Origin of the sequence: Streptomyces sp. NPDC058663 (assembly GCF_042716745.1) — a bacterium.
In the GTDB taxonomy this organism is placed as follows: domain Bacteria; phylum Actinomycetota; class Actinomycetes; order Streptomycetales; family Streptomycetaceae; genus Streptomyces.
The window spans coordinates 1-23099 of the sequence record NZ_JBHXRV010000001.1; the positions used below are offsets into that span (position 1 = coordinate 1).

General features: G+C 71.2%; 16 protein-coding genes and 1 pseudogene. 10 read left to right on the forward strand and 7 right to left on the reverse strand.

The features are described 5' to 3' along the window. Nucleotides 1-458: 458 nt before the first annotated feature. Both ACFWVV_RS00005 and ACFWVV_RS00010 read right to left on the reverse strand, forming a co-directional pair. Nucleotides 459-932: an SSI family serine proteinase inhibitor gene (locus ACFWVV_RS00005; RefSeq protein ID WP_384355941.1), complete on the reverse strand. Its 474-nt coding sequence runs from the start codon at nt 930-932 to the stop codon at nt 459-461. A gap of 127 nt (nt 933-1059) precedes the next feature. Further along, a complete protein-coding gene (locus tag ACFWVV_RS00010; RefSeq protein ID WP_384355943.1) occupies nt 1060-1608 on the reverse strand; it encodes an FHA domain-containing protein in 549 nt (182 codons plus the stop codon). 214 nt (nt 1609-1822) lie between these two features. Here ACFWVV_RS00010 and ACFWVV_RS00015 point away from each other — a divergent pair, with 214 nt between their 5' ends. The 3 genes from ACFWVV_RS00015 (at nt 1823) to ACFWVV_RS00025 (ending at nt 6092) form a co-directional block, all read left to right on the forward strand. Then, nucleotides 1823-2764, forward strand: a complete 942-nt coding sequence (locus tag ACFWVV_RS00015) for a GNAT family N-acetyltransferase (RefSeq protein ID WP_384356030.1) — start codon at nt 1823-1825, stop codon at nt 2762-2764. 523 nt (nt 2765-3287) lie between these two features. Next, a complete protein-coding gene (gene treZ / locus ACFWVV_RS00020; RefSeq protein ID WP_384356032.1) occupies nt 3288-4970 on the forward strand; it encodes a malto-oligosyltrehalose trehalohydrolase in 1683 nt (560 codons plus the stop codon). Between the two features lie 114 nt (nt 4971-5084). Beyond that, nucleotides 5085-6092 (forward strand): aldo/keto reductase, encoded by a 1008-nt coding sequence (locus tag ACFWVV_RS00025; protein ID WP_384355945.1) that lies wholly within the window; start codon nt 5085-5087, stop codon nt 6090-6092. Here the strand turns inward: ACFWVV_RS00025 and ACFWVV_RS00030 are convergent. After that, nucleotides 6089-7183: a LacI family DNA-binding transcriptional regulator gene (locus ACFWVV_RS00030; RefSeq protein WP_384355947.1), complete on the reverse strand. Its 1095-nt coding sequence runs from the start codon at nt 7181-7183 to the stop codon at nt 6089-6091. The two genes, ACFWVV_RS00025 and ACFWVV_RS00030, sit on opposite strands and share 4 nt — an antisense overlap. A 294-nt stretch (nt 7184-7477) precedes the next feature. Between ACFWVV_RS00030 and ACFWVV_RS00035 the strand changes: the two genes are divergently transcribed. From ACFWVV_RS00035 to ACFWVV_RS00055, 5 genes and pseudogenes are all read left to right on the forward strand, one after another. After that, nucleotides 7478-8824: an ABC transporter substrate-binding protein gene (locus ACFWVV_RS00035; protein ID WP_384355949.1), complete on the forward strand. Its 1347-nt coding sequence runs from the start codon at nt 7478-7480 to the stop codon at nt 8822-8824. Nucleotides 8825-8838: 14 nt separating this feature from the next. After that, on the forward strand, nt 8839-9786 hold the full coding sequence (locus ACFWVV_RS00040; protein WP_384355951.1) for a carbohydrate ABC transporter permease: 948 nt from the start codon (nt 8839-8841) through the stop codon (nt 9784-9786). Nucleotides 9787-9833: 47 nt separating this feature from the next. Beyond that, nucleotides 9834-10694, forward strand: coding sequence for a carbohydrate ABC transporter permease (locus ACFWVV_RS00045; RefSeq protein ID WP_384356034.1), 861 nt, complete (start codon nt 9834-9836; stop codon nt 10692-10694). Between the two features lie 127 nt (nt 10695-10821). Next, the gene (locus tag ACFWVV_RS00050) at nt 10822-12885 is read left to right on the forward strand and encodes an endo-beta-N-acetylglucosaminidase (RefSeq protein ID WP_384355953.1); all 2064 of its coding nucleotides are present in this window, start codon (nt 10822-10824) and stop codon (nt 12883-12885) included. A gap of 111 nt (nt 12886-12996) precedes the next feature. Next, nucleotides 12997-13560: pseudogene (locus ACFWVV_RS00055) on the forward strand (glycosyl hydrolase-related protein); the annotation flags it as partial. A gap of 46 nt (nt 13561-13606) precedes the next feature. On the opposite strand, the gene ACFWVV_RS00060 reads toward ACFWVV_RS00055, so the two are convergent. After that, nucleotides 13607-14638, reverse strand: coding sequence for a dipeptidase (locus ACFWVV_RS00060; RefSeq protein WP_384355955.1), 1032 nt, complete (start codon nt 14636-14638; stop codon nt 13607-13609). Nucleotides 14639-14906: 268 nt separating this feature from the next. Between ACFWVV_RS00060 and dnaE the strand changes: the two genes are divergently transcribed. Further along, complete coding sequence (gene dnaE / locus ACFWVV_RS00065) at nt 14907-18446, forward strand: DNA polymerase III subunit alpha (protein ID WP_384355957.1); 3540 nt, start codon at nt 14907-14909, stop codon at nt 18444-18446. 236 nt (nt 18447-18682) lie between these two features. Further along, nucleotides 18683-20830: a GTPase-associated protein 1-related protein gene (locus ACFWVV_RS00070; RefSeq protein ID WP_384355959.1), complete on the forward strand. Its 2148-nt coding sequence runs from the start codon at nt 18683-18685 to the stop codon at nt 20828-20830. Nucleotides 20831-20888: 58 nt separating this feature from the next. Here the strand turns inward: ACFWVV_RS00070 and ACFWVV_RS00075 are convergent, their stop codons facing one another. From ACFWVV_RS00075 to ACFWVV_RS00085, 3 genes are all read right to left on the reverse strand, one after another. Beyond that, a complete protein-coding gene (locus ACFWVV_RS00075; RefSeq protein ID WP_384355961.1) occupies nt 20889-21392 on the reverse strand; it encodes a lamin tail domain-containing protein in 504 nt (167 codons plus the stop codon). A 64-nt stretch (nt 21393-21456) separates the two neighbouring features. Continuing rightward, complete coding sequence (locus tag ACFWVV_RS00080; RefSeq protein ID WP_384355963.1) at nt 21457-22410, reverse strand: biotin-dependent carboxyltransferase family protein; 954 nt, start codon at nt 22408-22410, stop codon at nt 21457-21459. Next, entirely contained in the window at nt 22407-23012 is a 606-nt protein-coding gene (locus ACFWVV_RS00085; RefSeq protein WP_384355965.1) for an allophanate hydrolase subunit 1, read from the reverse strand. Before ACFWVV_RS00085 ends, ACFWVV_RS00080 begins: the two co-directional genes overlap by 4 nt. Nucleotides 23013-23099: the final 87 nt, after the last annotated feature.

Genomic DNA, 23099 nt, shown 5'->3' on the forward strand with positions numbered 1-23099 from the left:
GCGGGGGAGAGTCCACCCCGGCCCCGCCGCCCGTCCATGGGGTGCCGGGCCCGCGCGCCCGGTCAGTGGGTCAGCAGTGTCCGGCCCGCAGTTCACCGGCCTCCACCGGGCCCACCGCTTGCTCGCCGGGCCGCGAACCGCCAGGCACTCCATGCGACTTCGACGGCTCCCGCGCCCTCGCACAGGACCACCAGGAGGCCGTCGATGGCGCGCCACGGGTGCGTGGCGCAGCATCGCACGGTTCTGACGGTGGCCGGCTGTCCGGCCCCGGCCGGCCCTGCTCGTACTGCACCGCATGAGAGCTCCTCCCGAAGAAGCTGTTGCTGCTGTGTGATCAGCTTCCGCCCGGGGGTGGTGCTACGTCATTGCAGACAGCCGCACAGATCCACTGCGGTTCTCCTCAGTGCGGCACTGCGGCCGACCGCAATACGAGGTTGCCGACTTGAAGGCCGCGCTGGTTACCGCAGCTTGAAGACCCCTCCCGTCGACGCGTGCATCACACAGGCGTTGGGGTAGGTCTTTGCGAATGCCACCCGGCGCCCGTCCCACTTGCCGTACGCCAGCGCCGTCACCGGCCGGTAGGTCAGCGGGCAGGCGATGTCGGCGCGCTTGATCCGTGCGAGGTCTCCGTCAACCCTGTCGAGCCGGCCACAGGCCGTCCTGGGCGCCAGGTGGCCTCCGACGTGCTGCTTGGGCCCCTGGGACGGCTTGGGCTGCGGACAGCGCAGCAGCGCGCCCTTCGAAATGCCGACCGTGTCCTCCCCTTCGACCACCGCGAGGCGCATCCAGTTGCCTGCCTGGCGCTGCGCCTGCGGTGTGGGCTCCTGCGGCCGGGGTTCCTGTGCGGCGGCGCCGCCCGCTCCGGCGAGGAGGGCCGCCGCGGCCATCGTCCCGACAAGCGTCCTGCGTACCGCTGTCCGTACTGTCGCCATGTCCGTCACCGTTCTGTGCACGGGGTACGCGCGGGCGGACGCCCGCGCCGGTGCTTTCATCGGCACGGCGGGGCGGCGGACTTGACCCGGGCTGGGCCGAACGGCCCACGGGTCCGGTGTGCCCGGGTCAGTCGTGGGAGAGCCGGAACACCATGTGGCCGAAGCTGACCTGGTCGCCGTCGTTGACGACGGTCACTCCGGTGATCCGGCGCCCGTTCACACAGGTGCCGTTGGTCGAGCCGAGGTCGCGCAGAAGCCAGACGCCGTCGTGCAGGGCGAGTTCGGCATGCCGGCGCGAGACGCTCTCGTGGCTGAGCCGCAGCCCGCTGCCCAGTTCGCGGCCGATCCGCAGCGGGAGCGGTCCCGGTTGCGGGAAGAGCAGCTTGGGCAGCCGCTCCGAGGTCCACGCCCTGCGCAGCCGCACGGTGAAGGAGGACGCGCGGCCGACCGCCGAGAACATCTTGCGGGACCAGCGCCCCTCGGTCTCCAGGCCCGAGGTGAGGGCGGCCAGGTCGGCGGGGCGGCGCGCGGAGAGGGCCAGTTCCATCCGGTGCAGGAAGGTGTCGTGGGACAACCGGCCCTGGGCGGCGCCCTCGCGCAGCACGGCGAGCACACGGTCCCGTTCGGCGTCGGAGACCCGTGCCGAATATGTCTCAGGCTCGTAGGGGGGCGTCACGAAAAGATTGTCGGGCCGGAGTGGGGGAGGTGTCCAGCAGGGCGCTGACCTGCAGCACGGGTGTTACGTGGGGTGGCCGGGCGCCCGGGAAATACTCCGGGCCGCCAAATCCTCGGGGGGTTAGGGTGCCACGCGGGCTGAAACCGCTGCACAGCCAGCGTGCGGTACGTCTGCGGAATGCCCCGTTCACCCTGCGCTGGAGCCCCCTTTGGCCATAGCTTTCCGTCCCCTTGGCGGTCCCGGCGAACTCGACCTCTTCCGCCGGCTCTCGTACACCCTCGACCACGAACTGGCCGACGACCTCGCACAGGGGCGCCGCCGACCGGACTGGATGTGGGTGGCCGTGCGGGACGACCGCGTGCTCGGCCGCCTGTCCTGGTGGTCGGGCCAGGACGGGGGCGCCCCGCAGGCCCTCGACTTCTTCGACCTGGACGACTCGCTGCCGGAGGCCGAACGCGTCGAGGTGGGGAGCGAGTTGTTCCGAAGGGCGGCGCGGGAGGTGCTGGGCGACGCCACGTCCGGGTGGCCAGGGTTCAGTCGTTTCGTACCTGCCGACTGGCGGGAGGACGCGGCCGTACGGGGTGCCGTCGAGGCGCGGATGAAGGTACTGGAGGAAACGGGTGCGCGGTTGCTCGTGGAGCGGCTGCGGCTGGAGTGGCGGCCCGGGACTCCGGTGGCGGAGCCGTCGGGGCGGTTGCTCTTCCGGGAGGTACGTGACCGGGAGGACCTCCTGGCACTGATGACTCCGGTGCTGGAGGGCACCCTGGACGCCCACGGACAGGACCGTCTGGCGCGCGGGCTGAGTGCCCGGCAGGCTGCCGAGCTGCACTACGACGAGGAGTTCGCGCACTTCAGGACGCCGCGGGAGTGGTGGCGGATCGCGGAACTCGCGGACAGTGGTGAGCCGGTGGGATTCGTCGTCCCGGCCAGGAACAGTTACCACCCGATCATCGCGTACATCGGCGTGCTGCCGGGCCCTCGCGGCAACGGCTACGTCGACGAGATCCTCGCGGAAGGTACGCGTGTGCTGGCCGCGGCGGATGTGCCGCGGATCCGGGCGGCTACGGATCTTGCCAATGTGCCGATGGCGAGGGCCTTCGAGCGGGCGGGGTACGTCACCTTCGAACGCACCCTCACCATGGCCTGGCCCCCCTGAGCACCCCTGCCGGCGCGCCTGGCCCCTGACCGGCCCCAGGGGGGCGGCCCCAGTGCCCACGAGGAGCAGCGCGGCACCCGGGCCCACGGAGAACGGCGTGGCACCTGTCCTCGCGGAGGCGGCGCCGCAGCCGAGCCCCCGCCGGCCGCCACGCCCCCGGCCGCGTGAAAGTGGGGGACGAGGTGGGGGGCTTTGGCGCACGATGGGGGCGACCAAGGAGCCGACGAGAGGGGCACCCGTGCTGTTCGAGGTCTGGGCACCGGAAGCAAAGGAACAGGTCACCCTGCACCTACTACCGGCCACGGAGCCGACGGCGGGAACGGAGCCGGCGGCGGAAACGCCGGCACACACACGGGCCGAACCCAGCGCCACTGCCAGTGCCGAGCCCAGCGCCCGTGCCAGTGCCGGCCCCAGCGCCGACGCGGGCACAGCTCCCCCTGCCGACGCAGGCACCGGGCCCCGTACGGACGCCACTCCCAGCCCCCGTGCCGCCGCAGCCCCCCGCTCCGGTGTCGCGCACGCCATGGCGCGGGACCCCGAGCGGCCCGGCTGGTGGGCCGTGCGGGTCGGGGCCGTGGACGGCAGCCGTTACGGGTTCGCGCTGGACGGCGGCCCGGTCCGCCCCGACCCGCGTTCGCGCCGCCAGCCCGAAGGCCCCGACGGGCTCAGCGCGGTCGTGGCACACGACGCCTTCGTCTGGAGCGGCGACTGGCCGGGCCGTCCGCTGACCGGCGCGGTGCTCTACGAGCTGCACATCGGCACGTACACCCCGGAAGGCACCTTCGACGCGGCGGCCGAGCGGCTCCCCCACCTGGTGGGGCTCGGCGTCACCCATGTGGAGCTGATGCCCGTCTGCCCGTTCCCCGGAACGCACGGATGGGGGTACGAGGGCGTCTCCCTGTGGGCGGTGCACGAGCCGTACGGCGGCCCCGCCGGGCTGAAGCGGTTCGTCGACGCGGCACACCAGCTGGGCCTGGGCGTCGTGCTCGACGTGGTGCACAACCACCTCGGTCCCTCCGGCAACTATCTGCCGCTGTTCGGCCCGTACTTCACGGACACCCACCACACCCCCTGGGGTTCGGCCGTCAACCTGGACGCCCCCGGCTCCGACGAAGTGCGTGCGTTTCTGCGCGGGAGCGCACTCGCCTGGCTGCGGGACTACCGGCTCGACGGGCTGCGCCTGGACGCGGTGCACGCACTCGCGGACACCCGGGCGACACACTTCCTGGAGGAACTGTCGGCCGCAGTGGACGCGCTCTCCGAGGAGCTGCGCAGGCCGTTGTTCCTGATCGCGGAGTCGGACCTCGGTGATCCGCGCACCACCGCGCCGCGTACGGCGGGGGGCCTCGGCCTGCACGCGCAGTGGAACGACGACTTCCACCACGCCCTGCACACCGCCCTCACCGGTGAGTCCCAGGGCTACTACGCCGACTTCGCCCGCGACTCGCTGGAGGCCCTGACCAAGACCCTGACCAGGGCGTTCTTCCACGACGGTACGTTCTCGTCGTTCCGGGGCCGCACGCACGGCCGCCCCGTCGACCGCGCGACCACACCGGCCCACCGTTTCCTCGGGTACGCGCAGACCCACGACCAGGTCGGCAACCGGGCGCTGGGCGACCGGCTCTCCGCGTCCCTCTCCCCCGGTCTGCTGGCCTGTGCGGCGGCGATCGTGCTGACGGCGCCGTTCACGCCGATGCTGTTCATGGGCGAGGAGTGGGGGGCCCGGACCCCGTGGCAGTTCTTCACCGACCACACCGACCCCGAGCTGGCGGAGGCGGTACGGCGCGGCAGGCGGCGGGAGTTCGCGGCGCACGGGTGGGCCGAGGAGGACATCCCCGACCCGCAGGACCCGCGCACCAGGGACCGCTCGTGCCTCGACTGGTCGGAGCCCTCCCAGGAGCCGCACGCGCGCCTGCTGGCCTGGCACCGTGACCTGATCGCCCTGCGTCACTCGCATCCCGACCTGGCCGATCCGGACCTCGCCGCGGTACGGGCCGCCCACTCGGCGCACGGGGCGGGCCGCTGGATCGCGTACCGCAGGGGTGACATCAGGGTGGCGGCGAACCTCTCCAAGGACCCGGCGACCATTCCGCTGGGACGCAACGGGCTGACCAGGGTGCTGGCCGCCTGGGAGCCGGTGGAGGCCCCGGGGGCGGACGGGGTGCTGGTGCTGCCGCCGGAGTCGTGCGTGGTGCTGGGCAGCTGAGACCCCCGGGCCCGCCGGGCCCCGTACGGCCAGAACCGGCCCCGCTCGCCCCCTCCCCCTTGCCCTCGCGTGCACTCCCACTCGTATCGTGCGGCGACATCACGGAGGGGTTGAATGGAGCAGCGACACCTGGGCCGTACGGGGCTCATGGTCAGCGAACTGTGTCTCGGCACACTGACCTTCACCGACGGCGACGGCGAGGCCGAGTCGCACCGCGTACTCGACACGTTCGTGGAAGCGGGCGGCACGTTCATCGACACGGCCGACATGTACGGCAAGGGCGTCTGTGAGGAGGTGCTGGGCCGCTGGCTGGCGCGGCAGCGGCGGGACGACCTGGTCATCGCCACCAAGGTCTGGGGGCGGATGGGCGACGGCGCCAACGCGAGCGGCCTGAGCCGCAAACACATCCTGTCGGCGGTGGAGGCCAGCCTGCGGCGGCTCGGGACCGACTACATCGACCTCTACCAGACGCACATCTGGGACGCGACGACCCCGATCGAGGAGACCCTGTCCACCCTCGACTCCCTGGTCGGGGCGGGCAAGGTCCGCTACCTCGGCGCGAGCAACATCACCCCGGGCAGGCTCCAGAAGGCGCAGGACACGGCCCGCCGACACGGCTGGGAGCCGTACAGCGCCCTCCAGCCGCTCTACAACCTGCTGCACCGGGAGGTGGAGTGGGAACTCGGCCCGCTCTGCGCCGAGGAGGGGATCGGCATGATCCCGTTCAAGCCACTGCAGGGCGGCTGGCTGACGGGGAAGTACCGGCGCGGCCTCACTGCCGTACCCAAGGATTCGCGCGAGGCGCAGTTCCAGCAGATCTCCGGCAGGGAAGGGTGGCGCGAGCGGGACACCGAGGAGACCTGGCGGGTCGTCGACACCCTGGTGGAGATCGCCGGGGAGGCGGGCCGCACGCCGTCGCAGGTGGCCCTGAGATGGCTGCTCACCCGGCAGGCGGTGAGCGCGCCGATCGTCGGGGCACGCACGGCCGAGCAGCTCGAGGAGAACATGGGCGCCACCGGCTGGGAGCTGACGAGCGATCAGGTGGAGCGGCTGGACGCCGCGAGCGAGAAGCCCGTGCCGTACCCGTACGACTTCCTGCGCAGCATCACCGGGCGGCACTAGCACCCGGGGGGCGGCCCGGTGCTCTCCCTGGGCTGCAGGTGCGGGAGTTCGCCCTGGAGGCTGCGTACCGGGGCGCCGTCGAGGACGGCGAGGAGTTCCTGTGCGGCGAGCCGCCCGAAGGCGGTGGTGTCCCGGACCAGGGCGGTCAGCCGGGGGTGGGTGACCTGGCAGAGGGCGGAGTCGTCCCACGCGACGATCGACACGTCGTCGGGTACGCGGAAGCCGCGTCCCGCGGCGACGGAGGCGCCGGCCACGGCCATCACGTCGTTGTCGTAGACGACGGCCGTCGGGCGGCTGTGCGGCGGTTCGTCCAGGATGCGGCGGGTGGCCTCGGCTCCTTCCGCGTCGGAGTAGTCGGTGGCCACCGAGCGGACCTGGTGGGGGCCGAGGTCGCGGCGGGCGGCCTCCGCGCGCAGCGAGACGATGCGCCGTTCGGTGTGGGCGAGCCCGCGCATGCCCGCGACGTGCACGACGCGGCGGTGTCCGAGCGAGTACAGGTGGTCCAGTACGGAGACCATGGCGCCCGCGTCGTCGGCCCAGACGTTGGAGACGGGCAGCGGGGTCTCGCCGTGATGCTCGTCCGCTTCCAGGCCGCCGATGACGACGGCGGGCAGCCCGAGCGAGGCGAGCAGGGCGGGCCGGGGGTCGTGGACCCTCGGGTCCACGACGAGGACACCGTCCACCCGGCGCTCGGCCCACCAGCGTCGCAGTACGGCCAGTTCGGTGTCGAGGTCCTCCACCACCTGGAAGAGCAGGGCCACTTGACGCACCGAGAGCGCCTCCTGGATGCCCGAGACGAGCTGGAGGAAGAAGGACTCGACGCCGAGGGTGCGGGCGGGGCGGGCGAGGACCAGTCCCGCACAGCCCGCGCGTTCGCCGGAGAGCGCGCGGGCCGCGCTGTTGGCCTGCCAGCCCAGTTCCTCCGCCACTTCGCGCACTCGCGCGCGGGTGCCGGAGGAAACCCCGGGGCGGTCGTTGAGTGCGAAGGAGACCGCGCTCTCGGAGACGCCGGCACGGCGCGCGATGTCCTTCATGGTGGGCCTGCGGGCAGGCCGCGGCCGGATGCCGTCGCCCGACGCGGCTGGAGTCATGGGGCGGTGGTCCTTTCGTGCGTCCGTACGGGGCCGCCACGTACGCGAAACAGCCCCGAAGCCTATTGCAGCACGTAACTCGGTCGCTCCATACGCCATTTGACTAAACCGCATTAGCTCACCGAAGCATTACCGCGGCACCCTCCCCCAGGCAACTCCGCACTCAACCGCATTAGTCCAGCTCACGGCGACCCAAAAACAAATGCGTGCACACCTGTTGACGGCAATGACTCCACCGCCCCATCGTGTGTTCCGCAATCGGCAGCGCGGCCGGTGCGAAGAGGAGGAACGACGATGTCCCGTGGGCGCCTGTCCCGCATCCCCATCGCCACCGCCGTGGCGGCAGCCCTGATGTCGACGGCTGCCTGCGGCATGGGCGGCAGCGGCAATGACAACGATGCCAAGCAGCCCGAGAAGTCGGGCAAGGTGGCCGGTGAGATCACCTTCCGTACGCTCCAGCTCAAGCCGACCTTCACCACGTACGTCCAGGGCGTGATCGACGCGTTCGAGAAGAAGCACCCGGACGTCCAGGTCAAGTGGGAGGACGTGCCGGGCGAGGGCTACAACGAGAAGCTGGTCGCCGACGCCCAGGCCGGTGCCTTGCCGGACGTGGTCAACCTCAACACCGACTCCTTCCAGCTGCTCGCGGACCGGGGCATGCTGGCGGATGTCGCCAAGCTGGATCCGGCGGTGCAGAAGGAGTACGTGCCCGGAGCCTGGGACCAGTACAAACTCCCCGCCGGGCAGGGCGTGTTCGCCTACCCCTGGTACGTGACGCCGGAGATCCTCACGTACAACAAGGAGCTGTTCGCCAAGGCGGGTCTCGACGTGAACAAGCCGCCGACGACGGTCGAGCAGTTCTTCGACTACGCGGAGCAGATCACCGAGAAGTCGGGCGGAAGGTTCGCGGCGTTCATGGCCGACCCGAAGTCGCGGCTGCCCGGCGACTGGCAGAAGATGGGCGTCCCGATCCTCAACGGCACCAAGGACAAGTTCGCCTTCGACACCCCCAAGGCCGTCTCCTGGATCGAGCGGATGAAGGAGCTGTACGCCAAGGGCGCCATGCCCAAGGAGTCGCTCACCAAGTCCGACGACATCAGCCAGCTGTACGGCGCGGACAAACTGGTCTTCGGCCCCGGCTCCCCCGGCTTCATCCGCGACGTGAAGCAGAACGCACCGAAGGTGTACGCCAAGACGCAGGTGCAGAAGGCGATCACCGGAACGCTCGGCCACATCGGCATCTACACCCAGTCGCTCGGCGTCCGCGAGGACACCAAGTCCCCCGACGCGGCAGCCGAGTTCGCGAAGTGGGTGACGAATGGGCCCAACCAGGTCGCCTTCGCCAAGGAGGTCGCGATCTACCCCTCGAACGCGAAGGGGCTGGCCGACCCGTACTTCAGCGACAAGGGGGACGGCAAGGACCCGGAGACCCTGGCCCGGGCACTCGGCGCCGAGGAACTGAAGGAGGCCCAGCTCGACGCGAACACGCCCGTCGAATGGACCAGCCAGATCGGCGATGCCGTGGTCCGCGAGATGCAGAAGGCGATCAAGGGCGAGACGGACGCCAAAGCCGCCCTCACCAAGGCGCAGGACGAGGCCAACAAGATCCTGGCCCAGCAGGCCAAACTGAAGAAGAAGTAGGCGGCACCCCCGTCATGTCACAGATCACCGCTACCGGTAAGCGGGAGGCCCGCCGCCTCCGGCGGGCCATGGGAAGCGAAACGGGCCTGGTGCACCGCCGCTGGTGGGCGCCGTACCTCTTCCTGCTGCCGGGACTCGCCCTGGTGGTGCTGTTCAGCCTGTGGCCGTTCGTCAACACGGTCATTCTTTCCCTGACGGACGCTCAGATCCTGCGCGGGGGCGGCTTCGTGGGATTTGACAACTACGTGCGGGCGGTGGGTGACGACACCTTCTGGCTGGCGTTGTTCAACAGCGTGCTGTACACGGTCGTGGTGGTGCCGTGCCTGGTGTTCCTGCCGCTGGCGCTGGCCGTGCTCGTCCAGAAGAAGGTCCCCGGCATCGGATTCTTCCGGTCCGCCTTCTACACGCCGGTGATCGCCTCGGCGGTGGTCGTGGGACTGATGTGGCAGTGGATCCTGCGCAGCGACGGACTGGTCAACACGGTCTTCACCAAGTTGAGCCTGATCAGCGAGCCCATCCCGTTCCTCACCGACTCCACCATGCTGCTCGTCTCGGCGATGATCGTGACGGTCTGGAAGGGCCTCGGCTACTACATGGTCTTCTACCTGGCCGCCCTCGGGAACGTCCCCTCGACGCTGTACGAGGCCGCCGCGATCGACGGGGCGGGGCCGGTGCGCCGCTTCTTCAGCATCACCGTGCCGACGGTGAAGCCGATGATGCTGCTGGTCGGGACGCTGTCGGCGATCTCGGCGCTGCGCGTGTTCACCGAGATCTACATCCTGGGCGGCGAGAGCGGCGGGCCCGGCGGAGGGTCGCGGACCCTGCCGTTCCTGATCCGTCAGGTAGGTCTCGGCTTCGCCGGTGAGACGGGGTACGCGGCGGCCATCTCGATCCTGCTGTTCCTGCTCACGCTGGTCTTCAGCCTGCTGGGGCACCGTCTCTCGAAGGGTGACGAGAGTTGAGCACCACCACCACGACCGCCGCCACCCCTGCCGGCGCCGGTTCCGGCATACGTGCATCCGGCTCCGCGCTCCCGCCGAAACGCCCGCGCAGGCGGCTGCGCGCCGGCCTCGTCGGCCGCTACCTCACGCTCATCCTGATGCTGGTCGTCATGCTCGGCCCGATCGTCTGGCAGTTCCTGACGTCGCTGAAGGGGCGCGGCGAGAGCGTCTACGCGGGCGTGCTGCCGAGCGACCCGACCCTGGACAACTACGTGCGGGTGGCCGAGGCCTTCCCGCTCTTCCAGTACGTGGGCAACACCCTGATCGTCGCCGCGCTCGCCATCACTTCCAACTGTCTGTTCGCCGCGATGGGCGGATACGCGCTGTCGCGGGCCGGGTGGCGGGGCCGCAAGACCGTCTTCACCGTGCTGGTGGCGACGCTGATGTTCCCGTTCGAGTCCGTCATGATCTCGATGTTCCTGACGGTCCGTGAGATGGGGTTGGTGGACACGCTGATCGGGGTCTGGCTGCCCGGTGCGGTGTCCGTACTGAACCTGATGATCATGCGGGCGGCGTTCCTCTCCGTGCCCAAGGAGGTGGAGGAAGCCGCGGTGCTGGACGGAGCCAACGAGTGGCAGCGGTTCACGCGGGTGTTCCTGCCCAGTGCCAAGGGAGCCCTGGCGGTGGTCTGCATCACCAGTTTCATGGGTGCCTGGGACGACTTCCTGTGGCCGCTCATCGTCCTCACCAACAGCGAGAACTACACGCTTCAGCTGGGACTCAAGACGCTGGCCGGGGCGACGACGGTGAACGACCAGCGGCTGATCGCGGCCGGGGCGATGGCGGCACTGCTGCCCATGATGCTGCTGTTCTTCGCGTTGCAGCGGTACTTCTTCAAGGGGGTGGGGGAGGGCGCCGTCAAGACGTGACGGCACCGCTTGACCGCAATCGCCGCGTGGCGCTGCCGCCTGGCTGTCGATCCACCCGCGGGCGCGCGTCGCCGGATTCCCGCGCAGTTCCCTGCTCCCCTACCTCGGCCTCTCTCCTGGAGCCCTCATGTCCTTTTCCCGTCGCACGTTGCTCACCGCTGCCACTGCCACCACCGCCCTGCTGGCGCTTCCTGGGGCCGCGCAGGCCACCCAGGCCCCGCAGGCCGCACCCGTCCGGCAGGCCGGGGGTGCCGGCAGAGCCGGTGATTCCCTCCAGCCCTATGCCAGTTACTGGTTCCCGGACTCCTTCCCCGAGGGGCGTGAGCCCGACCCCGGGGCCGTGTGGCGCAGCCTGAAGGCGTGGCGGGCCGAGGACGACCCGGACCTGCCGTTCAACCGGTCGACCGTTCCGCTCGCCTCCCGTTTCACTCCGGCACCGGCGAACCCCACCGCCCGCGTCGACCAGGCCCGCGTCTCCGCTCTCGTCTCCTTCGGCCCGACCGCCCGCAACCCCTCGCAGGGCGGTCCGGGCGCCGACTACTACGCCCTCTCCCACTGGGCCTACCTCGAGGAGCTCGTCTTCTGGGGCGGCTCTTCCGGCGAGGGGATCATCCTGGCGCCGAACGCCCCGGTCGTGGACGCCGCACACCGCAACGGCGTCCGGGTGCTCGGCAACGTCTTCCTGCCCCCGGCCGCGTACGGCGGCAGCCTGAAGTGGACGCGCGATCTGGTGCAGCGGGACTCCCTCGGCAGGTTCCCGCTCGCCGCCAAGCTCATCGGGGTGGCCCGCAGCCACGGCTTCGACGGCTGGTTCCTCAACGGCGAGACCGACGCCGGCGGCGACCGCGCCCTCGCCGCCGAGTTCGAGGCGTTCGTGAAGGCGCTGCGGACCGACGCCCCCGACCTCTCCGTCACCTGGTACGACGCCTTCAACTCGGAGGGCCGCGTCGGCTGGCAGGGCGCCCTCAACGACAGGAATGCCGCCTTCTTCAGAAACTCCCGCACCCTGTTCGTCGACTTCCGCTGGACCCCGGCCCGCCTCGCCGAGTCCGCCGCGTACGCGAAGGGCATGGGCCGCTCGCCGTACGAGCTGATGGCCGGCGTGGACGTCGAGGCGAACGGCTGGAACACCCGCGAGGACTGGGACGCCATCGTCCCGGCCACCCGCGACCACGTCACGAGTCTCGGGCTGTACCGGCCCGAGTGGACGCTGCACTCCCTGCCGCAGGCCACCCGCACGCCCGCCCTCTTCCACGCCCGCGACGACCAGTTCTGGGTGGGTGAGCGCACCGATCCCACCGCCCCGAGCGGGCCCGGCAACTGGCGGCCCGCCGCCCAGTACGTCGCCGACCGCTCCACCATCACCGCCCTCCCCTTCGCCACCACCTTCAACACCGGCCACGGAGTGGCCTGGTACGAGGACGGCCGCCGCACCGGTGACGCGGGATGGAACCATCTGGGCCTCCAGGACCTGCTGCCTTCCCGCCGCTGGACCGTCCGCACCCGGGGGACCCGCCCGCGGGTCGGGTTCGACTTCGACGCGGCGTGGCGCGGCGGCAGCAGTCTTCTGGTGTCGGGGAGCTTCGAGCGGTCCGCGCCCGTGGAGGTCGACCTGTTCCACACCCGGCTCGACGTGCCCACCGGCGTCGTGGAACTGACGCACCGGACGGATGCCGGGCAGGCCGCGTCCGTCGAGGTGACGGTGACGGGACCGGCCGGTGTCCGCAGGCTGCGCACCACGTCGGTACGCGCCTCGGGCGGCTGGACCACCTCCACCGCCCGCCTCCCCCATGGTCCGGTGCACGCCATCGGCGTGCGGCTCACGGCGGCCGGCCAGGTGTCCTGGCGGCTGGGCGCCCTGTCCGTACGCGTCCGTGCCCTGCCCGCCCCCGAGCGGCCCCGCTCCGTACGCATCACCGACCACCGCACCACTCCCGCCACGCCCACCGCTCCCGCCACCGCCGAACTGCGGCTGCGCTGGGAGCCGGTACGCGGGGCGCGACACTACGAGGTGCACCAGGTGCTGCCCGGGGGCTCCCGGCGTTTCCTGGGCGGCACGGCGGGCAGCGCCTTCTACGTGCCGAGCCTCCTCCGGACCGCCGACAACGAACGGAGTACCACGCTCGAAGTCCGCGCGGTGGGACCCCTGTTCGCCTCCTCCCGGCCCGCCACGGCGGCCCACTCCTGGTAAGCGCGGCCCTCTCTCCCCCGACCTCCGGAGCGACCCCTCAGGCATGACGACCGCAGCATCGTGGAACACCGCCTGAGGCGCGTACTGGCGGAGCGCATCCGCCCCGCCGTCCGCTCCCTCCAGGTCGAGGAGCCGGGATGGGGCGCGGCCGTGGTCAACGACTCCACGTACGGGCACGACGTCACCCGCGACATCCGTGCGGACGGCGGCCGGACCACCACCGTCCGCCTCTCCCTGCTGCGCGCCCCGCGCTACCCGGCCCCGGAGACCGACCGGGGCACCCACCGGCTGCGCTTCGCACTGGCCCCGGGTGCCACGGTCACCGACGCGGTCCGCGAGGGCCACTGGATCAACCTGCCGGAACGCGCGGTCACCGGCGTGAGCGGCACACCCGTCGAGCCGCTCCTGTCCGTGGACGACGACCGCATCGTCGTCGAGGCGGTCAAGCTGGCGGAGGACGGCAGCGGCGACGTGGTGGTCCGGCTGTACGAGGCGGCGGGCGGCCGTGCGAAGGGCGCGCTGACCGTCGGCTTCCCTGCGGTGTCGGTGACGGAGACGGACCTGCTGGAGAGGCCTCTCGCCGGATCACCGCCGTACGAACTGGGCGTGCGAGGCCAAGTGGGACTGGTGCTGCGCCCGTTCCAGATCCTGACGCTGCGGGTGGCACGGGCGTAGAACACGCCGGTGGGGCCTGCCTCCGGAGGCGGGCCCCACCGGTGTCTCACTGCGCCCGCCCGAGCTCCTTGCGGAACAGCTCCAGCACGTTGCCCCCGAGCACCTTGCGCACCGTCGGCTCGGGAACGCCCCGCGCGAGCAGCGCCTCCGTCACCAGGGGCAGGCCGCGCGGCCCGGACAGGCCGGGCAGGGACAGCCGGAAGCCGTCCGGGATCTCCTCCTCGCAGCAGCGGGGCAGCGTGTCGTGGTCGACCTCCTCGATGAAGTCGGCGCCGATGCCGACGTGGTCCGGGCCGACCACGTCCAGGACGTGCAGGAAGTGGTCCGCGAGCCGGTCGACGGTCTGCTCGGCCGGCGAGGCGGCCACGAACTCCGGGAAGAAGTTCACGCACACCGTGCCGCCGGTGGCGGCGACGCCGCGCAGCTGGTCGTCGGTGAGGTTGCGGTGGTGGTCGCGCAGGGCGCGGGCCGAGGAGTGGGTGGCCATCACGGGCCGCCTGGCCAGTTCCAGGACGTGGGCGACGCCGGAGGCACTCAGGTGCGAGACGTCGTAGATCATGCCGAGGCCCTCCATGATCCCCAGGGCCTCCACCCCGGCCTCGGTGAGCCGGCTGCCGGTGGCGTCCTCGCCGCTGCCGTCCGCGAGCGGCGTGCGGCTCCAGTGGGCGAGCGAGGCGACGCGGACGCCGAGACGGAAGAGGGTCGGGAACAGCTCCACGCTCGCGTCCACGCCCGGCGCGCTCTCCAGGGCGAGGACGAGGGCGATCTTCCCGGCGGCGTGCGCGGCGTCGATGTCGTCGCCGTCGAGGCACAGGCGTACGGAGTCCTGGTTGCCTTCGGCGATGGTGTGGGCGCACTCGATCATGCGGAGGGTCTGGCGGAGGGCGCCCTCCGGGCGGTACGCGTCCCCGATGAAGACGGGGAGTACCTGAAGATCGACCCCGCCCTCCCGCAGCTGCGGCAGCCAGCGCTCGCGGAAGAAGCTCGCCCAGCGCTTCGGGGGCCGGGCGGTGACGGCTATCAGGAGGTCGTTGTGGGCGTCTGCGACGACGGCGTGGTGGTGCAGTTCAAGGGACACGGAAGCCAAGGTTAGGTGCGCGGGACGGCCGGGTCGACAGGGATTTCTCACACCGCCCTGACCTCGGCATCTTCCCGTAATAGCGCCTCTGACCTGCGGAAACACGGTCCGGGCGATTGCTGGGAGCGGCCTTGATCATGAGGTGCGGAGAGGTAGGGTCGGGGGTCTCCGACACCTCGTACGCCTTCCCCGGGACAGCTCTGTGCCCGGCGAGGCCCCTTCGGCGTGCCGTACGCCCCCGCCCCGCTCCGGAAGAAGGCACCGCCCCGTGGCCGATCAGCCGTTCACGCACCTGCACGTTCACACCCAGTACTCGCTCCTGGACGGCGCGGCCCGGCTCAAGGACATGTTCAAGGCGTGCGGCGACATGGGGATGTCGCACATCGCCATGACCGACCACGGCAATCTGCACGGGGCGTACGACTTCTTCCACCAGGCGAAGAAGGCGGAGATCACGCCGATCATCGGTATCGAGGCGTATCTCGCGCCGGAGTCGCGGCGGCACAACAAGCCGGTGAAGTGGGGTGCGCCGCACCAGAAGGGCGACGACGTCGCGGGTGCGGGCGCGTACACGCACATGACGATGTGGGCGCGGAACGACACCGGGCTGCACAACCTCTTCCGTGCCCAGTCCCGGGCCAGCCTGGAGGGCTTCTTCCGCAAGCCGCGCATGGACCGCGAGCTGCTCGCGGAGTACGGCGAGGGCCTGATGGCGACCACCGGCTGTCCGTCGGGCGAGATCTCCACCAAGATCCGTCTCGGTCAGCTGGACGAGGCGGTGAAGGCGGCGGGCGAGTTCCAGGACATCTTCGGCAAGGAGAACTTCTTCGTCGAGCTGATGGACCACGACATCGACATCGACCGGCGGGCCCGCTCGGGTCTGCTGGAGGTGGCGAAGAAGATCCAGGCGCCCTTCGTCGTCACCAACGACTCGCACTACACGTACGCGCACGAGGCCGCGGCCCACGACACCCTGCTCTGCATCCAGACCGGCTCCAACATCGCCGACCAGGACCGCTTCCGCTTCGACGGCTCGGGCTACCACCTGAAGACGGCCGCCGAGATGTACGCGATCGACTCCTCGGACGCGTGGCTGGAGGGCTGCCGCAACACCCAGCTGCTCATCGCGGACCGGGTGGACACCTCCGGCATGTTCGAGCCGAAGAACCTGATGCCGAAGTTCGACGTGCCCGAGGGGTACGACGAGGTGTCGTGGTTCCGCGAGGAAGTGCGCATCGGCATGAACCGGCGCTTCCACGGCAGCGTCCCGGAGGACCGCCAGAAGCTGGCCGAGTACGAGATGGGCGTCATCATCGAGATGGGCTTCCCGGGGTACTTCCTCGTGGTCGCCGACTTCATCATGTGGGCCAAGAACAACGGCATCGCGGTCGGTCCAGGACGTGGCTCGGCGGCCGGTTCGATCGTCGCGTACGCCATGGGCATCACCGACCTCGACCCCGTCCCGCACGGCCTGATCTTCGAGCGGTTCCTCAACCCCGAGCGCGTGTCCATGCCCGATGTCGACATCGACTTCGACGAGCGCAGGCGCGGTGAGGTGATCCGGTACGTCACCGAGAAGTACGGCGCCGACAAGGTCGCCATGATCGGCACGTACGGCACCATCAAGGCGAAGAACGCCATCAAGGACTCCGCCCGCGTCCTCGGCTACCCGTACGCGATGGGCGACCGCATCACGAAGGCGATGCCCGCCGACGTCATGGGCAAGGGCATCGACCTCAACGGCATCACCGACCCCAAGCACCCCCGCTACAGCGAGGCGGGCGAGGTGCGCGGGATGTACGAGAACGAGCCCGACGTCAAGAAGGTCATCGACACGGCGCGCGGCATCGAGGGCCTGGTCCGCCAGATGGGCGTGCACGCGGCCGGCGTCATCATGTCCAGCGAGCCGGTCATCGACCACGCGCCGGTGTTCTCCCCGAAGAACGACGGCGTGGTCGTCACGCAGTGGGACTACCCGAGCTGCGAGTCGCTCGGCCTCCTCAAGATGGACTTCCTGGGCCTGCGCAACCTGACGATCATGCAGGACGCCCAGAAGGCCATCAAGGCGAACAAGGGCATCGATCTGGAGCTGCTCTCGCTGCCGCTCGACGACGGTCCGACGTACGAACTCCTGGCGCGGGGCGACACGTTGGGAGTCTTCCAGTTCGACGGCGGCCCGATGCGCTCGCTGCTGCGCCTGATGAAGCCCGACAACTTCGAGGACATCTCCGCCGTCTCGGCCCTCTACCGGCCGGGCCCGATGGGCATGAACTCCCACACCAACTACGCCCTGCGCAAGAACAAGCAGCAGGAGATCACCCCGATCCACCCGGAGCTGGAGGAGCCGCTCTCCGAAGTCCTGGGCATCACCTACGGCCTGGTGGTGTATCAGGAGCAGGTGCAGAAGGCGGCGCAGGTGCTGGCCGGCTACACGCTCGGCCAGGCCGACCTGCTGCGCCGCGCCATGGGCAAGAAGAAGAAGGAGGTACTCGACAAGGAGTTCGTCCCCTTCCGGCAGGGCTGCCGGGAGCGCGGCTACTCGGACGAGGCGATCCAGGCGGTGTGGGACGTCCTGGTGCCGTTCGCGGGCTACGCGTTCAACAAGGCGCACTCGGCGGCGTACGGGCTGGTCTCGTACTGGACCGCCTATCTGAAGGCGAACTACCCCGCCGAGTACATGGCCGGTCTCCTCACCTCGGTGAAGGACGACAAGGACAAGATGGCCCTCTACCTCAATGAGTGCCGGCGCATGGGCATCAAGGTGCTCCCGCCCGACGTCAACGAGTCGGCAGGCAACTTCACCCCGCAGGGCGACGACGTCATCGTCTTCGGCCTGACCGCCGTGCGCAACGTCGGCCAGAACGTCGTGGACTCGATCGTCAACTGCCGTAAGGCGAAAGGCAAGTACTCCTCCTTCCCCGACTACCTCGACAAGGTCGAGTCGGTCGTCTGCAACAAGCGCACGACGGAGTCCCTGATCAAGGCGGGCGCGTTCGACGCGCTGGGTCACACCCGCAAGGGTCTGTCCGCCGTCTTCGAGAACATGGTCGACGCGGTCGTCCAGGTGAAGCGCAAGGAGGCCGAGGGACAGTTCGACCTCTTCGGCGACCTGGGCGCGGAAGGCCCCGACGACTCCCCCGGCTTCGGCCTGGACGCCCCGATCGGCGACATCGAGTGGGACAAGTCGTTCCTCCTCGCGCAGGAGCGCGAGATGCTCGGTCTGTACGTGTCCGACCATCCGCTCTTCGGCCTGGAGCACGTCCTGTCCGACAAGGCGGACGCGGCCATCGCGCAGCTGACCAGCGGCGACTTCTCGGACGGCGCGATCACCACCATCGGCGGCCTGATCACCGGACTCCAGCGCAAGATGACCAAGCAGGGGAACGCCTGGGCCATCGCGACGGTGGAGGACCTGGCGGGCTCCATCGAGTGCATGTTCTTTCCCGCCACCTACCAGCTGATCTCCACCCAGCTCACCGAGGACACGGTCGTCTTCGTCAAGGGCCGCCTCGACAAGCGCGAGGACATCCCGCGGCTGGTCGCCATGGAACTCCAGGTCCCCGACATCTCCGACGCGGGCACGAACGCCCCCGTGGTGCTGACGATCCCGACGGTGAAGGTGACCCCGCCCATGGTCGGCAAGCTGGGCGAGATCCTCTCCCACCACCGCGGCGACACCGAGGTCCGCATCAAGCTCCAGGGCCCCCGCAAGACCACGATCCTGCGCCTGGACCGCCACCGGGTGAAGGCGGACCCGGCACTGTTCGGCGACCTGAAGGTACTGCTGGGTCCTTCCTGCCTCCAGTAGCGGCGGGCGGCACCGGGACCGGCCCTGCCCGCCGTAGCGGTGCGTGACATGTGCCCGCCTCGTACGGGCATGAATATCCCGCAAAGCGCAGCGCACGGCGCCCGGATCTGCTGGTATGGGTCCGTCGCAGGGGAGAGTGATCTTGCACAGATCAGAGACGGGGTACGGGCTGAACCGGGCACGGCACCCCTGGCGCCCCACCCACCTGCACCACGTACCAAGGGAGCGAACGACCGATGAGCCTGGCCCAGCTTCACTACACCTCGGCCGCCGGGTTCACGGCGGTCGGACCCGATGTCCCGCCCGAACTGCTCGACGAGGCGGAGGAGGTACTGGCGGCTTTCCCCGCCTCCGCCTTCTCACTGAGTGAACTCTCCGGGGGCAGCCGTCTGTTGAGCCGGACCACCACGGATCCGGAGACCGGCGGGGCGTACACCCACGCCGTTCACCTGCCTCCCGGGGCAAGGCTGCCGGGCGGCGCGCTGCCGGTCACCGCGTGGGACTCGCCCCGCTGGGCGCAGGTGCCCCCGGCCCCCGACGAAGCCCTGCCGGCCCTGGAGGTCCTGACTCCGGCGGCGGGTTTCTTCGAGCGGGAGGGGCTGGCGGAGTTCGCCGAGGCGCGCGGCACCCGGCTCGCGGGCGTGCTGGCCGACGTGCGCCGGCTCTGCGAGGACCCGGGGGCGGAGCAGGTGGTGCTGATCGAGGAGGACCCTGCGGACATCGCGCGGTGGGTGGCGGTGGTGGGTGCGGCGCTCCCCCGCGAGCACGCGCACGGGCTGACCTTCACCACGTACGCGGAGCGTCCGGAGCACGCGCTCCAGCAGATCGTCGGGACCTCGCCGGACGTGGTGTTCCCGGCGGCGGACTTCCGGGTGCACGGGGCGAAGGCGCGGACCGACGCCGCGGCCGACCCGTGGGCCGCGGTGGCGGCGCAGGTCTGGCTGGCCGGGCGCCCCGAACTGTTCAAGCGGGCCGCCGCCCAGCCCTCGCTGCACGGTGGTGAGTTCGAGGCGGGGCCGCTCGCCGCGACCGCGCTGGCCGCCGGGGTGTCGCTCGACTCCCGGGGGCGTACGGCAGCGGCGGCGTGGGCCGAGGAGCACGCCGACGGGCTGAGCGCCGGAGACTGGCCCACCCTGCTGAACGCGCTGTGCGCCCCGGTGCCGGGCTCCCGCCCGGACAGCGAGCTGGACGCCCTGGAGCGGCTGGCCGCGCGGATCGACGGGAAGGTGCCCTCCGAGACACTGGCCCCGCTGGCCGGGCTGTTCGCCGCCGAGGACGACAATCCGGCCGCCGTCCCCGAGCTGGCCCGCCAGCTCGCCCACGAGCTGCTCGCCGACCCCGAGCGGGCCCGCAGCGCCGCGGTGCGCGAGGCGCTGGCCCAGCACTCCGCGCTGCACGCCCAGCTCCTCGTCCACCTGGACGCTCTGGCGCCGGACAACCCCTTCTCGCTGGTACGTCTGCTGCACACGGCCGACCTGCTGCCCGGCGTGCCGGAGGGTCTGCCGCACCTGCGGATGTGCGCCGCGTACCCGCAGCCGGGGGCCTCGGCGGGCGGCGGGGACCGGGAGTCCACCCTGCACACCGTGCTGCGGGCGGCCGGGGTCTCCCCCATGGTCGAACCCCTGGTGCTGCGCACCGGCTTCCGGCTGGTCTGGCCGGGCGATGCGCTGCCCACGCCCCAGGAGGCCCGCTGGATCCTCGGGGAGACGGGCTCCGACGCGCACCGCACGGCCGGCACCTACCAGGAGCTGATCCGCGCCGCCCTGGAGGGCCCGGCGGACGACCCGGACGTCACTCCGCTCGCGGCCGACCTGATCCGCTGCTTCCCGCACGAGCTCGACGCCCGCCAGCTGGGTGCGCTGCGGCTCCTCGAATTCGCCGAGTCGCTGGCCGAGGGGCGCGCGGGCGCGGGCCCGGTCGCCACCGCCCTCACCCTCCGCCAGGCCGCGCACCCGGTGGAGGCGCCGGTCCTCCAGCGGGTCTTCGGCCTGCTCTCCCGGGACCTGCTCTCCGAGCAGCGATCGGTGGGCGAGCTCAGTTCGCTGGCCCGCTCGGCCGACCCGGAGCTGCTGGCCGCGTACTCCGCCGCGGCCCGTTCCGCCACGCTCCAGGAGCGGATCCGCACCACCCCCTCCTACCTGGCCGACTGCTTCACCGCCTGGACGTCGCACCCCGGCGCGAGCCTGCTGTGGGACGACACCAGGGAAGCACTCCTGGAGGAAGTGCTGCGGACCTCGCTCCAGCACCTGACGAGCCGTGAGATCGCGGCGGTGACCGACCACTTGGAGCGGTCGGGCGGCACCTACGCGGCCGACTTCCGCGCCTGGCACCGCCCGGGAGGCAACACCTTCGGCAGACTGGCCCGGCGCTTCGGGCGGCGCTGAGCGGGCGGGCGGGCGAACCATCTTCTGGCGAACCACTCCCGCCCGCGAGGCCGGGCCGTCAGTGGCAGTTCACGTTTTCGGCCCGGGTGCGCTCTCCCCTGCCCTTCCAGGCGCAGGAGTCGACCTGCTTGCCCTTGGCGTTGAGGAGGGCGGCCGTCTCCTTGCCGCTGTTGTTCCATACGTAGGCGGCGCGGCCCCGGTACCGGTGGTCCCAGTACACGTTCGCCGCGGTGTTGCGTCCGGCACCGGTGCGCAGCGTCACGGTCTTGCCGGCGCCGAGCGAGAGTGCGCGGAAGGTGTACGTCCAGCCGTTCTTGTCCCGTACCTGGTAGCCCTTGAGCTGGACCGCGTAACGGTTGGCGTTGTGCAACTGGACGTACTCGGAGTTCCGGCTCGCGTTCGATCCGCCGTCCGAGCCCTGCCCGTTGTACTGGATCCAGCCGAAGTGGACACCCCCCTGGTGCCTCGGCGCGGCCTGGGCGGGCGATACCGCACAGGCGAGCAGCCCGACGACCCCGGCCGCGACCGGTACGGCCACCCGTATGCCATTCCCACGAAACATGCAGACCCCCATCTTCACTTCTTTCACGAGATCCGCATCTGGTGGATCTCCGGCGCACATGGGATCACAACTCGGCGTGCCGCAGCACCTGTTCGCCGAAGTTCGACCGGGGCCCCGTCGCGCGCCAGCGGCGAAGAACGAACCGGATCGGCGTTCCCGGTACCGCCTGGGCCGCAGCCGGAAGGTGTTCCTCGGGGACCACACCGATCACCGGGTAGCCGCCGGTCACCGGGTGGTCGGCGAGGAAGACGACCGGCAGGCCGTCGGGCGGCACCTGGACGGCCCCCAGCACCATGCCCTCGCTGGGCAGTTCGCCGTGGCGGGCACGCGCGAGGGCGGGCCCTTGCGTACGCAGGCCGATGCGGTTGGCGGACGGGGAGACGCGGTAGCCGGGGGCGGCGAGCGTACGGTGTGCCTCAGCGGTGAACCAGTCGTCGCGGGGCCCCGGGTGCAGGGGCAGCACCAGTTCGGCGGGCGGGGCCTGCCAGGGCACCGTGTCCACGCCGGACGGGGCCGCGTGCGGCGTGCCGAGCGGGAGCAGGCGGCCGGCGGTGAGCGGGGCCGGGCCGAGGCCGGAGAGCAGGTCGGTGGACCGGCTGCCGAGCACGGGCTCGACGGTGATGCCGCCCGCGAAGGCGACATATGTACGCAAGCCCGCGGTGGGGCGTCCGACGTCGAGGAGCGCTCCCGCCGGGATCCGGGTCCTGGCGCCCCAGGGGGCGGGGCGGCCGTCGACGCGGACGGGGCAGGGCGCTCCGGTGACGGCGACCGTCACCGGAGTGAGGGCACGGAGGGCGACGCCGTCGAGGGTCGTCTCCAGTGTGGCCGCGTCCAGGGGGTTGCCCACGAGGCGGTTGGCGAGCCGGTGGGCGTGCGCGTCGAGGGCGCCGGAGCGGGGAACGCCGAGGTGGGCGTGGCCGGGGCGGCCCTCGTCCTGGACGGTGGTGAGGGCACCGGGGCGTACGACTTCGAGGGACGCGCTGCCTTCTCGGGCCTCGGCGGTGTGCACGGTGCTCAACGGCGGGCCTCCTCGGTGAAACGCACCCGGGTGCCGGGGGCGAGCAGGGCCGCCGGTTCGCGGCGCGGATCCCACAGGACGGCGTCGGTGGTGCCGATGAGCTGCCAGCCGCCGGGGGACGAGCGGGGGTAGATACCCGCGTACTCGCCTGCGAGAGCGACCGATCCGGCGGGCACCGTGGTGCGCGGGGTGGCCCTGCGCGGCAGCCGGAGGGCGGCCGGAAGGCCGGTGAGGTAGCCGAATCCGGGGGCGAACCCGCAGAAGGCGACGCGGAGTTCGAGTGCGCCGAGGGTTTCCGGGACCCGGTCGGCCGCCATGCCCCAGAGGTCGGCCACCTCGGCGAGGTCGGGGCCGTCGTAGCGGACCGGGATCTCGACCAGCGGGCCCGCGTCGGCGGTCAGGGGCGGGATGTGCCAGGTACGGAGACCGTCGGCGAGGGCCTGCGGGTCGGTGAGCCCGTCGAGCAGTACGGTCCTGGCGGCCGGGACGATGTCGCGGACCTCGGGCAGAACACCGGCGGCACGTCGCCGCAGGAGCTCGGCGTGGAACGCCTGGGCCTCGGGGAGCCCGGCCAGCTCGACGAGGAGGGCGCGGGGGCCCATGGGGCGGATGCGCAGCGGTGCGGGCGAGGCGGCGCCAGCCCCTGCCTGCACAGACGCGTGTGGCGTGGCGCGCGCAGCCCTGTGCCC

What these genes read in the sequence shown, in the direction of transcription:
- ACFWVV_RS00050 (WP_384355953.1), top strand. Translation starts at nt 10,822, where the DNA reads ATGTCCTTTTCCCGTCGCACGTTGCTCACCGCTGCCACTGCCACCACC.
- ACFWVV_RS00085 (WP_384355965.1), bottom strand. Translation starts at nt 23,012, where the DNA reads ATGGGCCCCCGCGCCCTCCTCGTCGAGCTGGCCGGGCTCCCCGAGGCC.
- ACFWVV_RS00025 (WP_384355945.1), top strand. Translation starts at nt 5,085, where the DNA reads ATGGAGCAGCGACACCTGGGCCGTACGGGGCTCATGGTCAGCGAACTG.
- ACFWVV_RS00035 (WP_384355949.1), top strand. Translation starts at nt 7,478, where the DNA reads ATGTCCCGTGGGCGCCTGTCCCGCATCCCCATCGCCACCGCCGTGGCG.
- ACFWVV_RS00075 (WP_384355961.1), bottom strand. Translation starts at nt 21,392, where the DNA reads ATGTTTCGTGGGAATGGCATACGGGTGGCCGTACCGGTCGCGGCCGGG.
- ACFWVV_RS00030 (WP_384355947.1), bottom strand. Translation starts at nt 7,183, where the DNA reads ATGACTCCAGCCGCGTCGGGCGACGGCATCCGGCCGCGGCCTGCCCGC.
- ACFWVV_RS00040 (WP_384355951.1), top strand. Translation starts at nt 8,839, where the DNA reads ATGTCACAGATCACCGCTACCGGTAAGCGGGAGGCCCGCCGCCTCCGG.
- ACFWVV_RS00005 (WP_384355941.1), bottom strand. Translation starts at nt 932, where the DNA reads ATGGCGACAGTACGGACAGCGGTACGCAGGACGCTTGTCGGGACGATG.
- treZ (WP_384356032.1), top strand. Translation starts at nt 3,288, where the DNA reads ATGGCGCGGGACCCCGAGCGGCCCGGCTGGTGGGCCGTGCGGGTCGGG.
- ACFWVV_RS00070 (WP_384355959.1), top strand. Translation starts at nt 18,683, where the DNA reads ATGAGCCTGGCCCAGCTTCACTACACCTCGGCCGCCGGGTTCACGGCG.